Annotated in this window: 12 protein-coding genes and 1 other RNA gene; 7 read left to right on the top strand and 6 right to left on the bottom strand. The window is 31.0% G+C overall.

The genetic code is table 11. From position 1 onward, the window contains the following. The first annotated feature begins 30 nt into the window (after positions 1-30). Positions 31-363, top strand: coding sequence for a hypothetical protein (locus B0A78_RS01310; protein WP_014164203.1), 333 nt, complete (start codon positions 31-33; stop codon positions 361-363). Positions 364-752: 389 nt separating this feature from the next. On the opposite strand, the gene B0A78_RS01305 is transcribed toward B0A78_RS01310, so the two are convergent. The 4 genes from B0A78_RS01305 to aroB all read right to left on the bottom strand — a co-directional run bounded on the left by B0A78_RS01305 (position 753) and on the right by aroB (position 4,778). Further along, on the bottom strand, positions 753-1,127 hold the full coding sequence (locus B0A78_RS01305) for a hypothetical protein (RefSeq protein ID WP_014164204.1): 375 nt from the start codon (positions 1,125-1,127) through the stop codon (positions 753-755). 19 nt (positions 1,128-1,146) lie between these two features. Next, positions 1,147-2,121, bottom strand: coding sequence for a deoxyhypusine synthase family protein (locus B0A78_RS01300; protein WP_014164205.1), 975 nt, complete (start codon positions 2,119-2,121; stop codon positions 1,147-1,149). A gap of 32 nt (positions 2,122-2,153) precedes the next feature. Further along, the gene (locus tag B0A78_RS01295) at positions 2,154-3,554 is read right to left on the bottom strand and encodes a decarboxylase (protein ID WP_014164206.1); all 1,401 of its coding nucleotides are present in this window, start codon (positions 3,552-3,554) and stop codon (positions 2,154-2,156) included. 168 nt (positions 3,555-3,722) lie between these two features. Beyond that, the gene (aroB, locus tag B0A78_RS01290; RefSeq protein WP_041253140.1) at positions 3,723-4,778 is read right to left on the bottom strand and encodes a 3-dehydroquinate synthase; all 1,056 of its coding nucleotides are present in this window, start codon (positions 4,776-4,778) and stop codon (positions 3,723-3,725) included. A gap of 95 nt (positions 4,779-4,873) precedes the next feature. Here aroB and B0A78_RS01285 point away from each other — a divergent pair, with 95 nt between their 5' ends. The 3 genes from B0A78_RS01285 to pdxH all read left to right on the top strand — a co-directional run bounded on the left by B0A78_RS01285 (position 4,874) and on the right by pdxH (position 8,143). Beyond that, entirely contained in the window at positions 4,874-6,043 is a 1,170-nt protein-coding gene (locus B0A78_RS01285) for a proline dehydrogenase family protein (protein ID WP_014164208.1), read from the top strand. 53 nt (positions 6,044-6,096) lie between these two features. Then, positions 6,097-7,002: a ribonuclease Z gene (locus B0A78_RS01280; RefSeq protein WP_014164209.1), complete on the top strand. Its 906-nt coding sequence runs from the start codon at positions 6,097-6,099 to the stop codon at positions 7,000-7,002. Between the two features lie 496 nt (positions 7,003-7,498). Further along, the gene (pdxH, locus tag B0A78_RS01275) at positions 7,499-8,143 is read left to right on the top strand and encodes a pyridoxamine 5'-phosphate oxidase (protein ID WP_065213284.1); all 645 of its coding nucleotides are present in this window, start codon (positions 7,499-7,501) and stop codon (positions 8,141-8,143) included. A gap of 229 nt (positions 8,144-8,372) precedes the next feature. On the opposite strand, the gene B0A78_RS01270 is transcribed toward pdxH, so the two are convergent. Next, positions 8,373-8,573: a transposase gene (locus B0A78_RS01270; protein WP_231138894.1), complete on the bottom strand. Its 201-nt coding sequence runs from the start codon at positions 8,571-8,573 to the stop codon at positions 8,373-8,375. Between the two features lie 101 nt (positions 8,574-8,674). Beyond that, positions 8,675-8,994: RNase P RNA component class A (gene rnpB, locus B0A78_RS01265), an RNA gene on the bottom strand. A gap of 170 nt (positions 8,995-9,164) precedes the next feature. On the opposite strand from rnpB, the gene dnaX reads away from it, so the two are divergent. The 3 genes from dnaX to clpB all read left to right on the top strand — a co-directional run bounded on the left by dnaX (position 9,165) and on the right by clpB (position 14,045). Further along, on the top strand, positions 9,165-10,250 hold the full coding sequence (dnaX, locus tag B0A78_RS01260; RefSeq protein ID WP_065213285.1) for a DNA polymerase III subunit gamma/tau: 1,086 nt from the start codon (positions 9,165-9,167) through the stop codon (positions 10,248-10,250). Between the two features lie 197 nt (positions 10,251-10,447). Further along, complete coding sequence (locus B0A78_RS01255) at positions 10,448-10,885, top strand: hypothetical protein (RefSeq protein WP_014164212.1); 438 nt, start codon at positions 10,448-10,450, stop codon at positions 10,883-10,885. 550 nt (positions 10,886-11,435) lie between these two features. Continuing rightward, the gene (gene clpB, locus B0A78_RS01250; RefSeq protein ID WP_097609308.1) at positions 11,436-14,045 is read left to right on the top strand and encodes an ATP-dependent chaperone ClpB; all 2,610 of its coding nucleotides are present in this window, start codon (positions 11,436-11,438) and stop codon (positions 14,043-14,045) included. Positions 14,046-14,201: the final 156 nt, after the last annotated feature.

The following is a 14,201-nucleotide window of genomic DNA, read 5'->3' as shown; positions in this document are numbered from 1 at the left end:
GAAATACTTAATTTAATAAAAAAAGAAGTGATGAAAGTTGATCATAAAGGGCATACTACCATTATAAAAGATACAGAGGGGAGTTCAGATGTTTTTTTACAAAAATTGATAAGTCAATACAATACCTTTAAAGATGTTAATTTAATTATTGATATTACACATGATCATTCGGTTGATTTAGCGGCCATTAATTCTTTTATAGGGTTATCAGATAAGCATAAGGCACTAAAAAAATCGTTTGTATTGGTAGCAGAAGGAATTGATTTTAATGAAATTCCTGATACTATTTTAGTGGTTCCTACTTTATTAGAAGCACATGATATAATAGAAATGGAAGAGATAGAACGGGATTTGGGTTTCTAGTTTTTTTATAGAACAAGATAAAAACAAGAACTTGTCCTAAAAATTTAGGACAGCCTTTTTTTCATTGCTAAAATATCAGGATATCTATCAGAGATAATTTTTGTATATATGATTCTAAAAAATAAAGTTTCAAAACTTATTTATATTGTTTTGTTTAACTACAAAGCGCATAAAGGGCTTAGCCAAAATAATAAAAAACGAATTAAGTAGGTTTGTTTTTGTTTCTAAAAGAATTGAGAACGTTTGAATTTGTTTAAGAAATTTATAAAAAACATTTAATACGTAATTTGGGTTAAAGAATAATAATCCTTCTTTTAAAAGGGATGTAGATAAAACAAGAACAAGAGGGAAAGAATAAAAAGAGGGCTCAAAAGAGCCCTCTTATATAATTATTCTTCATCTTCACTGTCATCTTCACTTTCGTCCTCGTCATCAGAATCCTGATCATCAGAATCTTCTTCGTCTTTTTCTTCGTCTGATGCAGCGTCAGAGTCGATTTCTAAATCTTTTAATGCGTCTAGTGTGTCATCACCATCGATATCGTCATCGTCGTCAAAATTCACAATTCGATCGGCTAATTTAGTGCTTACTTTTACTAAATAAATAGTGTCTTCAGTTCTAACTTCAACAGCTTCGATTGTTTCATTTTTAGCATTTTTAAAACGAATGATGTCAGAATCATCATAACCTTCAGGGAATTTCTCTACTAAAAGGTTTAAAATTTCACTCGTAAGCTTTGAATAATCTACAATAACTCTTTTCATAAATTGGGGATAATCTTTTTTATTGACCTAAAACGTATGCAAAAATTAGTGGAGCAACAATAGTTGCATCGGATTCAACAATGAATTTTGGAGTTGTAATATCTAATTTACCCCAAGTAATTTTTTCATTAGGGACAGCACCAGAATATGAACCGTAACTAGTGGTTGAGTCGGAAATTTGACAGAAATAACTCCAGAAAGGAACGTCGTGCATTTCCATATCTTGGTATAACATAGGAACAACACAAATAGGGAAATCACCTGCAATACCACCTCCTATTTGGAAAAATCCTATTCCTTTTCCTTCGCAGTTTTTAGTGTACCAGTCTGCTAACCACATCATATATTCCACACCACTTTTCATAGTAGTTGCTTGAAATTGACCTTTAATACAATATGAAGCAAAAATATTACCCATTGTACTATCTTCCCATCCTGGTACTACTATAGGTAGGTTTTTTTCGGCAGCAGCCACCATCCAAGAATCCTTTGGATCAATTTCATAGTATTGTTCTAATACACCAGAATTAATCATTTGGTACATGAATTCATGAGGGAAATATCTTTCGCCAGATTTATCAGCTTTGTTCCAAATATCGTATAAATGTGATTGTAAACGACGGAATGCTTCTTCTTCTGGAATACAGGTATCTGTTACACGATTGTAATGATTTTCTAATAAGTCCCATTCTTCTTGTGGTGATAGATCACGATAGTTAGGGACTCTTTTGTAGGAATTATGAGCAACAAGGTTCATAATATCTTCTTCTAAGTTAGCACCAGTACATGAAATGATGTGTACTTTGTCTTGACGAATCATTTCTGCTAATGATTTACCTAATTCAGCAGTACTCATGGCTCCTGCTAAAGTAATCATCATTTTACCATTGTCTAACAAATGCTCTTCATATCCCTTAGCAGCATCTACCAAAGCAGCTGCATTGAAATGAAGGTAATGTTTTTCAATAAATTGACTAATAGGTCCTTTACTCATTTTTATTATCGTTTGTGTTTGTATTTTTATGATTATTTTTTATTGTAGCCTAAGATCTCCAAAATTTCTTCAGCTTTTTGTTCTTCTGAAAAAACTTCTGTTGCAAAAATGCCATTTTTATCTTTATCAATCAAGATGTGTTTAGGTTGTGGTAAAATGCAGTGATGTAAACCTCCGTGTCCCCCTATGGTTTCTTGATAAGCACCTGTATTAAAGAAGCCAATATACAAAGGTTTTTCTTTATTGTATTTAGGAAGATAAATAGCGTTCATGTGTTGTTCAGAATTATAATAATCGTCTCCATCACAGGTTAATCCGCCTAATAAGACCCTTTCATAAGTGTCATTCCAACGATTTACGGCCAACATAACGAATCGTTTGTTGATTGCCCATGTATCAGGAAGTGTTGTGATAAAAGATGAGTCTATCATGTTCCAATTTTCTCTATCATTTTGCTTTTTTTGATACAATACTTGATAGATAGCTCCTCCTGCTTCTCCAACTGTAAAAGAACCAAATTCAGTAAAGATATGAGGAACAGGAACTTCTGCTTCGTCACAAGCAATTTTAATTTGGTTTAAGATTTCATCTACCATGTACTGATAATCGTATTCAAAGGCTAACGAATTTTTTATAGGAAATCCTCCTCCAATGTTTAAACTATCCAAAGTAGGGCATTCTTTTTTTAGATTAATGTAAACCTTCATACATTTTAATAACTCATTCCAGTAATAAGCGGTATCGCGTATACCCGCATTAATAAAAAAGTGAAGCATTTTTAATTCAACTTTTTTATTGTCTTGAATGTTTTTTCTGTAAAAAGGGACAATATCTTTATAACCTATTCCTAAACGAGAGGTATAAAATTCAAATTTAGGTTCTTCTTCTGCTGCTATACGGATTCCTATTTTAAATTTACCATCTATTTCTTCTTGTAATAGGTCTAACTCTTCAAAATTATCAATTACAGGCACTGTATTTCTATGGCCATTATTGATTAGTCGGGCAATATTGGTTACATATTGTCCGCGTTTAAAACCATTGCAAACAACAAAAGTGTTTTTATTGATTCTTCCATCTTCCATTAATTTTTCAACAATATTGATATCAAAAGCAGAAGAAGTTTCAATGTGAATATTGTTTTTTAAAGCTTCATTTAAAATAAATTCAAAATGTGAACTTTTAGTACAATAACAATAATAATATTTTGCCTCATATCCATGTTTTTCCATGGCATTACGAAACCACATTTTAGCTTTGTTAATGTTTTGTGAAATCTTAGGTAAATAAGTAAACTTTAGAGGTGTTCCGTATTGCTCTACCAACTTCATTAGGTCAATACCATGAAATTGTAGATGATCTTTACTTAAAGTGAACTCTTCTTGAGGAAAATAAAAGGTTTGATTGATTAAGTCGAAATATTTTGTATTCATTTAGTTATAAATAAATTGTAATTAAAATTAATAAAAAAAACTCTATACAATTTATTCAAATACGAATATTCGCAAAAATGATTTCTAGTTCAGTGTAAAGGGGTTCATCCATAGCTGGCAAAAATAAAAAATAATAACTTTTTACTCCAAAGATTTTTTTTAAAAAAATCAATTTTTATAATCATTAAAAGCGGTTAAGATATCAACCTCTTCTACTATTTGATTTATTACACATTGACCAATAGAATTTAGAAGGCTAAATTGTACTTTTCCAAATTCGTTTTTCTTGTCGTGAATTAATAAATTCATAATGGCTTGAATTTCATCCGTATCAAAAGAAATAGAGTCATATAGGGTACGGATTAAATTTTTTATTTCTAGATATTCATCTACAGATAAAAGTTCTTTTTTAAATGACAAAAAAGCCTCTAGTATCATACCGCAGGCAATAGCTTCACCATGAAGTAATCGTTCTTTGTTAGGATGTTCTAGAAAATAAGTTTCAATAGCATGTCCCAATGTATGTCCAAAGTTTAGGGTTTTTCTAATGCCTTTTTCTTTTGGATCTTGTTCTACAATTTTTGTTTTTATAGCTATTGATTCTTCAATGATTGAATCAAAATCTTGGAAATTAATACGAGAAATATCTTTAAAGTGGTTCCAATGATTTTTGTTAGCAATAAGTCCATGTTTAAGCATTTCAGCTAAGCCGGAACGAAGTTCTCTTTGTGATAACGAATGTAAGTATTGAGTATCAATGAGCACCATGTCAGGTTGTGTAATAGTTCCAATTTGATTTTTGAGTCCACCTAAATCAACTCCGTTTTTTCCTCCAATAGAAGCATCTACCATAGATAATAGTGTTGTAGGAATGTTTATAAAAGAAAGCCCTCTTTTAAAAGAAGAAGCAATAAATCCTCCCATGTCTGTAATGACACCTCCCCCGATGTTAATAATTAAACTTTTTCTATCTGCTTCCAATTCAGTTAAAGCTTCCCAGACATTCACACAAGTGTCAATTGTTTTCGTTTCTTCACCAGCTTCTAGTTCTATTATTTCTAAAGATACTTCGGTTTCTAAATAAGGTAAAAAACGCGGCAAGCAATACTCGTTCGTATTTTCATCTACTAGAATGAAAATTTTAGAAAAATGATTTTTCTTTAGAAAAAGATTTAATATAGAATAGTTATCATTTACGAAGTGTATTGAAGAAGAAACCTGCATTTTTTGAGAATTAAGTTTTTTGTGCAAAATAAAATAAAAAATACTATATAAATTATGAAGTCATGACTTTATATTTGCATAACAAAAAAAATAAAATGGAAAAAATATTTGACAATACACAAAATGCTTTTAGTTTAAAAAGCGATACAGAGTTAGAGAGAGCCCATTTTTTGTTTAAAGTAATTGATTCAGAGCCTTTAGTTAAAATAGGTACAGCTGTTACAAATTTTGCTTTAAAAGCAAAACTACCAGTAGAAGGATTGATTAGAGCTACGGTGTTTGATCATTTCTGTGGAGGTGTTTCTGAAGAGGATTGTATTCCAGTAGTAGATAAAATGTTCATAAAAGGAGTTTCATCTGTTTTAGACTATTCTGTAGAAGGTAAAGAAGATGAAACAGCTTTTGACGATGCAATGAATAAGACATTAAAAATTATTCTTTTTGCTAAAGAAAAAAAAGCCATCCCTTTTGCTGTTTTTAAACCTACTGGGTTTGGACGATTTGAGTTGTATCAAAAAATAGGAGAAGGAGAAGTACTAACAGAATCAGAACAAGCTGAGTGGAAGCGAGTAGAAGAGCGTTTTGATAAAGTTTGTAAGTTAGCTTACGAAAACGATATTGCTTTATTAATTGATGGAGAAGAAAGTTGGATGCAAGATGCTGCTGATAATTTAGTGGCTCAAATGATGCAAAAATATAATAAAGAAAAAGCTATCGTATATAATACATTACAAATGTATCGTTGGGATCGTTTAAAATATTTAAAAAAATTACATGCTCAAGCCGAAAAAGAAGGATTTCATATAGGAATGAAACTAGTTCGAGGTGCATACATGGAAAAAGAAAATACAAGAGCACAAGAAAAAGGATATAAAAGTCCAATATGTGAATCTAAGCAAGCTACAGATTCTAATTTTAACGATGCAGTAGCTTATATGATGGAACATATTGATAAAATGGCCATTTTTGCAGGAACTCATAATGAAGAGAGTTCGTACAAACTAATGGAAATGATGATACATCAAGGAGTTGCTAAAAATGATTTTAGAGTTTGGTTTGGTCAACTATACGGAATGAGCGATAATATTAGCTACAACTTAGCGGCTAACGGTTATAATGTAGCTAAATATCTGCCTTTTGGTCCAGTTAAAGAGGTAATGCCTTATTTAATTAGAAGAGCAGAAGAAAACACATCAGTAGCAGGTCAAACAAGTAGAGAGCTTACATTGATAAAAAAAGAAAGAAACAGAAGAAATAAAAAATAAAAATATTGCAGTTTTAAAAATCAAACTGCAATATTTAGGATATTTATAATTAGATGAATTTAACTATTTTAGGTTGTTATGCTGCTACCCCAAGGACATTTACAAATCCTACATCGCAGGTTTTAGAGATTAATAATCGCTTATTTTTAATTGATTGTGGTGAAGGGACACAAACACAATTAAGAAAAAAAAAGATTCGCTTTACAGCTATTAATCAAATTTTTATATCTCATTTGCATGGAGATCATTTCTATGGATTGATTGGATTAATTTCTACATTTAGCTTACTAAACAGGCATAATCCATTAACTATTTATGGACCTGTAGGTATAAAAGAGGTTATTAAATTGCAACTCCGTTTGGCAAACTCATGGCCTCAGTATGAATTAAATTTTGTAGAACTCAAGTCTAAAAAATCTGAAATTATATACGAAGATAAAAAAGTAATAGTGCGAACAATTCCTTTGAAGCATAGAGTCTATACCAATGGTTTTTTATTTACAGAAAAAACGAAAGAACGAAAACTAAATATAGACAAAGTACAGGAATACGGAATAGAAAGTTGTTATTTTCAAAATATTAAAAACGGGCGAGATATAACTTTAGACGATGGGAGAGTACTACCAAATCATATTTTAAGTTTTGATCCACCCAAACCCAAAAGTTACGCTTTTTGTTCAGATACACAATACGACGAAAGCATAGTCCCCCTTATAAAAGACGTACAAATTCTCTATCATGAATCTACATTCTTAAATGCAGAAGAACACTTAGCAGAAAAAACAATGCATTCAACAGCTAAACAAGCGGCATTAATAGCTAAACAAGCGAATGTAGAAAAACTCATTCTAGGACATTATTCCACTCGTTACGAATCTATAAAACTTTTTAAAAAAGAAGCAGAGTTAGTATTTAAAAATGTTTTATTGGGAGATGATGGAGCTAATTTTGAATTTTAAAACAAAAGAATTGCAAATTAATCCTGAAAAGAAATAAATATAGGAAATTTTACTCGAAAAAATAGCAGAGTTCCTGTTAATTCCTAAATATACGTTCTGAAAAAAAACCTTCTTTTAAATACATATTCGCCATCTAAATAGTAAAATTTAAAAAAGCAAGAAGGGGTGAGTCGTTTTTAAATCTGTTAACGATATACACCCTACTCGAATATCTGTAAGGTGGAATCTAAATTAAAATTAGATAAAACGAAAGCTTTAACTGTTTTTTTATAAAATTCATTCAATAATTTAAAAAGTTTAATGATTTTAGGATTTCTATCCTTACTTTTTATGACATAAAAAAGAGTGCTATAGAAAAGAATAGAGTCCATTGTAAAACTAATTAGCTCCTATGGAGTTATTCCGGTCAATGAATAACTAAGGAATAATAAAAAAAAGGGGTAATTTTTTTATAAATGAAACTATTTATCTTAACTAAAAAAAATAAAGATAAAAAATGGAAGATCTAAGTAATTATAGAAAAGTATATCAAAAAAGTGAGTTATTAGAAAAAAACATTCCAGAAGACCCAATTAATCTTTTTCATCGATGGTTTCATGAAGTTGAAGATTTTGGAGGAATAGATGAAGTAAATGCTATGACCGTTTCTACAATAGGTTTAGATGGCTTTCCAAAAGCTAGGGTTGTATTGTTAAAAAAGTACAATGAAGAAGGATTTATCTTTTATACCAATTATTTATCAGAAAAAGGAAAAGCAATAGCTAATAATCCTCATATATGTCTTTCTTTTTTTTGGCACTCAATGGAGCGTCAAGTTATTATAAAAGGAATTGCCAAGAAAGTAACATCTTCTGTTTCCGATGCTTATTTTGATTCAAGACCCGATGGGAGTAAATTAGGAGCTATAGTGTCAAAGCAGAGTGAAATAATACCCAGTAGAGAATTTTTAGATCAAAAATTGCAAGAATTAGAAATAAGTTTAGAAGGAAAAAATATTATTAGACCTGACTATTGGGGAGGAATATTAGTAGAACCCAAAGAAGTAGAATTTTGGCAAGGACGTCCCAATCGTTTACATGATCGAATTAGATACCAATTACAAGAAGATTTTACTTGGGAAATAAATCGTTTATCTCCTTAAAAACGACCATTATTGTAAGTTTTTTCTTATTTTTTAATAAAAAACACGTTTTTTGTCGATTTTATTTGCTCTTTAATCGAAACTTTTTCTATATTTGTAAAAGAAATCGAAACAATATTTGTTTTTAGAGTTTTAAAGATCTGAAAATAAATTCATGATAGTTTAGTTTTTTAGTTTGTTTATTTGATTGAGAAGTGCCTCTTATCCCCAAGAATAGAGGTGCTTTCTTTCATTTTTGGGCGGTACTTATCTTTAGCTGAAAAATGGGGATCAGGTCAAAAACCTGTGGGATTGATAAATTAAGCAAACAAATTGGTTGCTCTAAAAAGGATAGTTCTATATTTCTAACACCTCTAAATTTACTTCTAAAAGCTTTTATTTTAGCGTTGAAAGATTCTGCTGATGCGTTTCTATTATCAAAATAGTTCAATATGGTTTTGTAGTGATTTATTATGGATCAAATACAAAAGGGATCAAGGACAAAAGTTGGGAATTATGCAGACTTCGGTTGAAATCAATTTTATTAAAAAGAAAAAAAGCAGATCTGTAAGCCGGATTCTGTACATAAAAAATATGTCCTTATCATTTATCTAGTCAAAATATTACTAATTTGATCCATCTGCCTACCCCTCAGCAACGGGCGAGCAACCCTTAACTACTGATATACATGGCATTTCACCGCATAGAGTTTACCTGATTTCACTACAGCATTACCTGTACATTCTTTCTGTTGCACTTGTCCTCCCTTGAATTACTTCAAAGTGACGGGTGTTACCCGCTACGCTTGCTCTATGGTGTCCGGACTTTCCTCTTCCTAAATAAGTTTGGGAAGCGATAAGGCGACCTGCTCTGCAAATTTAAAAATAGTAAAGACATAATCGTTACTTTCTCTCTTAAAAAAAACTTAATTTTTTAAAATAGTATTTATCGTTTCAAATCAAAAAAGTTTATAGAAATAAATAGAAGTTTCCCTTTGGAAACTACAAATTTAATCTACTATATTTGTAACTCATTTTGATCTATGGAACAGTTTATTGTATCGGCTCGTAAATACAGGCCCCAAACATTTAAAGATGTTGTTGGGCAACAGGCTATTACTAATACTTTATTAAACGCCATTGATAATAATCATTTAGCCCAAGCATTATTATTTACAGGGCCAAGAGGAGTAGGAAAAACAACTTGTGCTCGAATTTTAGCAAGAAAAATTAATCAAGAAGGATATGATGATCCTAATGAAGATTTTGCCTTTAATGTATTCGAGCTAGACGCAGCTTCTAATAACTCGGTAGATGATATTCGTAATTTGATTGATCAAGTACGAATACCTCCACAAACTGGTAAATATAAAGTGTATATTATAGATGAGGTACACATGTTGTCTACTGCGGCTTTTAATGCTTTCTTAAAAACATTAGAAGAGCCTCCTAGACATGCAATATTTATACTCGCTACAACCGAAAAACATAAAATTATACCCACGATTTTATCTCGTTGCCAAATTTTTGATTTTAAGAGAATAACAGTTAAAGATGCTAAAGAACATTTAGCAGAAGTAGCAAAAAGTCAAGATATAGTATTTGAAGACGATGCTTTACATATAATCGCTCAAAAAGCAGACGGTGCTATGCGCGATGCTTTGTCTATCTTTGATCGAGTGGTTTCTTACTGTGGGAAAAATTTAACAAGGACTGCTGTTACTGAAAATTTAAACGTCCTAGATTTTGAATATTATATAAAGGTAACAGATCTAATTTTGGAAAACAAAATTCCTGATCTGCTGTTAGCTTATAATGAAATTTTAGCAAAAGGATTTGATAGTCATCATTTTGTTGCAGGTTTAGCTTCTCATTTCAGGAATTTGTTAGTTTGCAAAAATCCAGCAACCCTAGTACTCCTAGAAGCAGGGGAACATGCGCAAAAACTTTATGGAGAGCAAGCTCAAAAAGCATCACAAGATTTCCTATTGCAAGGCATTGAATTAGCTAATGATTGTGATTTAAAATACAAAGTTTCCCAAAATCAACGTCTTTTAGTTGAATTGTGTTTAATGCAGTTAGCCTCTATCACTTTTGATGGAGAAAAAAAAAAGCTAACTCATTTATAATTCCTCCCACTTATTATAGAAATTCTAGTTTTTCTATTACAGAACTAAAACCAGTTATTACGGCTCAGGGATCTGATTCTACGAATACGGGAAATAATTTAGAAAACGAACAAAAAAAGAGCTCATCACCTCAACTAGAAGCGGAATCTAAACTAGCACCTAGTCAGAATACAGGACCTAAAGTATCCTCTTTATCATTGTCTAGTATCAAGGTAAAAAAAGATCTAGAAGCTCAGTTAAAACCCGAACAAAAGCATCATGACGAACTGCCAGTAGAGCCGTTTACTGAAACAGAAATGCTGGAACAATGGTTAAAGTATGCCCAGAAATTAGGGAACAAAGGATATAAGATTTTAGAAGCCTTAATGTTGATTAATGATCCTGTCTTAGAAGGGACTACCATTATTCATGAATTACCAAATGAAAGTTCGAAAATAGATTTTGAAGGAGAAAAACACGATTTGTTAGGATATCTAAGAGGAAAGCTACATAACCATACCATTAATTTAGAAGTTAAGCTTAACGAAACTATAGAATCAAAAAAAGCATTTACAGCAGAAGAAAAATATCAATTAATGCGTGATATAAATCCAGCTTTAGATACCTTAAGAAAACTGTTTGATTTAGATGTTTAATGTAAATTGAATTTTATTTGCATTCGTTCATTCAAGCTTCTTATTTCTATGGGCTTCGGTACGTATAAGTATATGCCCATTGTTTATTGCTAAAAAGAGTTGGAAGTATATTAAAAACGACTAATTTTTAAAAATAAAACATTTTTCACTTATTTTAAACAATTCAAGAAAATTACTTCTTTTTCTAAAACATCATTCTTTTCGAAAAAGAGAGCTTTTTTCTTTTTGCAATAGAGTTTCTACTATTTTTGAAAAGAGAACATACTTTTTTTATTCAAAATAACACTTGTCAAACTCATTTTTGTTAATTCATCTTGTTTTTACCCCTTACCTAATTTCGTTATAATTACCTGTTTTTTTAAAAAAAAGAATACAATTCTGTCATTTTTACCGATTTATACAAGCTATATGTTTCAATAAAAGACATTTTGTCTTAAGATTTACAATGGAATATAAATTGTTTGTTTGAAAACAAATAAAAGTTTAAAAATACCTTCTAAGATCAAGAGGAAGATTGGACTTAAAATGTTGAACTTGAAACAAAGATAGAATGAACTTAAATAATTTAACAATTAAATCGCAAGAAGCCTTACAACAAGCACAACAAATAGCGCAAGGCAATGGGCAACAACAACTAGAAAATGAACACATTTTTAAAGGAATTCTAGAGGTTGATGAAAATGTAGCACCTTTTATATTAAAAAAACTAAATGTAAACTTAGCCCTTTTTAAAAAGATATTAGAAAATACAATTCAGAATTTTCCTAAAGTATCAGGTGGTGATCTAATGCTTTCTCGTGAAGCAAACACATCATTAATTGAAGCAAATAACATAGCTAAAAAAATGAATGATGAATACGTTTCAATAGAACACCTAATTTTGTCTATTTTCAAATCAAAAAGTAAAGTAGCTCAGATTTTAAAAGACCAAGGTGTTACTGAAAAAGGGCTCGAAAGTGCTATTGCTGAAATTCGAAAAGGAGAACGTGTTACATCCGCATCTGCAGAAGAAACCTATAATTCATTAAATAAATATGCTAAAAATTTAAATGAATTAGCTAGAACAGGAAGATTGGATCCAGTCATTGGAAGGGATGAAGAAATAAGAAGAGTATTACAAATACTAACCAGACGAACAAAAAACAATCCAATGCTTATAGGAGAACCTGGAGTAGGAAAAACAGCCATAGCAGAAGGATTAGCACACCGAATAGTAGATAGAGATGTCCCTGAAAATCTAAAAGATAAAATAGTCTATTCTTTAGATATGGGAGCTCTTATAGCAGGAGCTAAATACAAAGGAGAGTTTGAAGAACGTCTAAAGTCCGTTGTGAAAGAAGTAACTTCAGCAGAAGGAGACATTGTATTATTTATAGATGAAATACATACATTAGTTGGTGCTGGAGGAGGAGAAGGAGCAATGGATGCAGCGAATATCTTAAAACCAGCTTTGGCAAGAGGAGAATTAAGAGCCATTGGAGCCACTACCTTAGATGAATATCAAAAATATTTTGAAAAAGATAAAGCATTAGAACGTCGTTTTCAAAAAGTAAATATTGATGAACCTGATACTGAAAGTGCTATTTCTATATTACGAGGAATTAAGGAAAAATATGAAACACATCATAAAGTACGTATCAAAGACGATGCTATTATAGCCGCAGTCGAATTGTCTCAACGTTATATTACAAATCGTTTTTTACCTGATAAAGCAATTGATTTAATGGATGAAGGGGCTTCAAAATTGCGTATGGAAATCAATTCTAAACCAGAAGAATTAGATGTTTTGGATCGAAAAATTATGCAAATAGAAATAGAAATAGAAGCCATAAAAAGAGAAAATGATGAAATAAAATTAAAATCATTAGGTTTAGACTTAGCTAATCTAAAAGAAGAACGAAATGAGATCTTTACCCGTTGGAAATCAGAAAAAGATTTAGTAGATGCTATTCAAACTGTAAAACGAACAATAGAAGAACTCAAGTTAGAAGCCGAAAGAGCCGAAAGAGATGGCGATTATGGAAAAGTAGCCGAAATTAGATACGGAAAAATTAAAGAAGCTCAAGAAAAATTAGATAACTTACAAAAAGAATTAAATGAAAACCAACAAGGGAATAATTCTTTAATAAAAGAAGAAGTTACACAAGATGATATTGCAGAGGTAGTAGCTAAATGGACAGGAATACCAGTCGTAAAAATGTTACAAAGCGAACGCGAAAAACTGTTAAAATTAGAAGACGAACTGCATAAAAGAGTAGTAGGACAAGAAGAAGCAATACAAGCTATTAGTGATGCAGTACGCAGAAGCCGAGCAGGCTTACAAGATATTAAAAAACCAATTGGATCCTTTTTGTTTTTAGGTACAACAGGCGTTGGAAAAACAGAATTAGCAAAAGCATTAGCCGAATATCTTTTTGATGATGAAAACGCCATGACTCGTATAGATATGAGCGAATACCAAGAACGCCATAGTGTAAGTAGACTCGTTGGAGCACCTCCAGGATATGTAGGATACGATGAAGGCGGACAGTTAACAGAAGCTGTGAGAAGAAAACCATATTCTGTAGTATTATTAGATGAAATTGAAAAAGCACACCCAGATACTTTCAATATTTTACTACAAGTTCTAGATGAAGGGAGATTAACCGATAATAAAGGACGACTAGCCGATTTTAAAAATACCATTATTATCATGACCTCTAATATCGGAAGTCAAATAATACAAGAAAAATTTGAAAATTTAGGAGGATCCATAGAAGCCGCTACAGAGTTAGCAAAAATAGAAGTGTTAGGCTTGCTTAAACAAACAGTTCGTCCAGAATTTATTAATAGAATTGATGAAATCATTATGTTTACACCATTAACCAATGCAAATATTAAAGAAATTGTAGCCTTACAGTTGAAAAGTGTAACCAAAATGTTAGCACATCAAAATATAACAATGGATGCAACGCCTGAAGCAATTACTTACTTATCAGAAAAAGGATTTGATCCAGAATTTGGTGCAAGACCCGTAAAACGAGTGGTGCAAAGAGAAGTTTTAAATCAATTATCTAAAGAAATTTTAGCAGGAAAAATAACCACAGAAAGTATGATTCTTTTAGATTGTTTTGATAATCATTTGGTTTTCAGAAATCAGGATAATATTAAAGGAAATTAATTATTTCAAATCCAGATTATGTGTTAGATTTTGTGATGAAGATCAAATTTAGATTCAAAGTCATTTTTATCTGAATACATTTCTAATGCGTAATCTGGGTTAAAAGGGTTTTAAGATATAAAAAAAAGTTATAAAAATACAAAAACTACATTTTTT

The organism is Flavobacterium columnare NBRC 100251 = ATCC 23463 (assembly GCF_002530675.1).
Lineage (GTDB): Bacteria > Bacteroidota > Bacteroidia > Flavobacteriales > Flavobacteriaceae > Flavobacterium > Flavobacterium columnare.
This window is presented reverse-complemented; position numbering and strand designations above follow the sequence as displayed.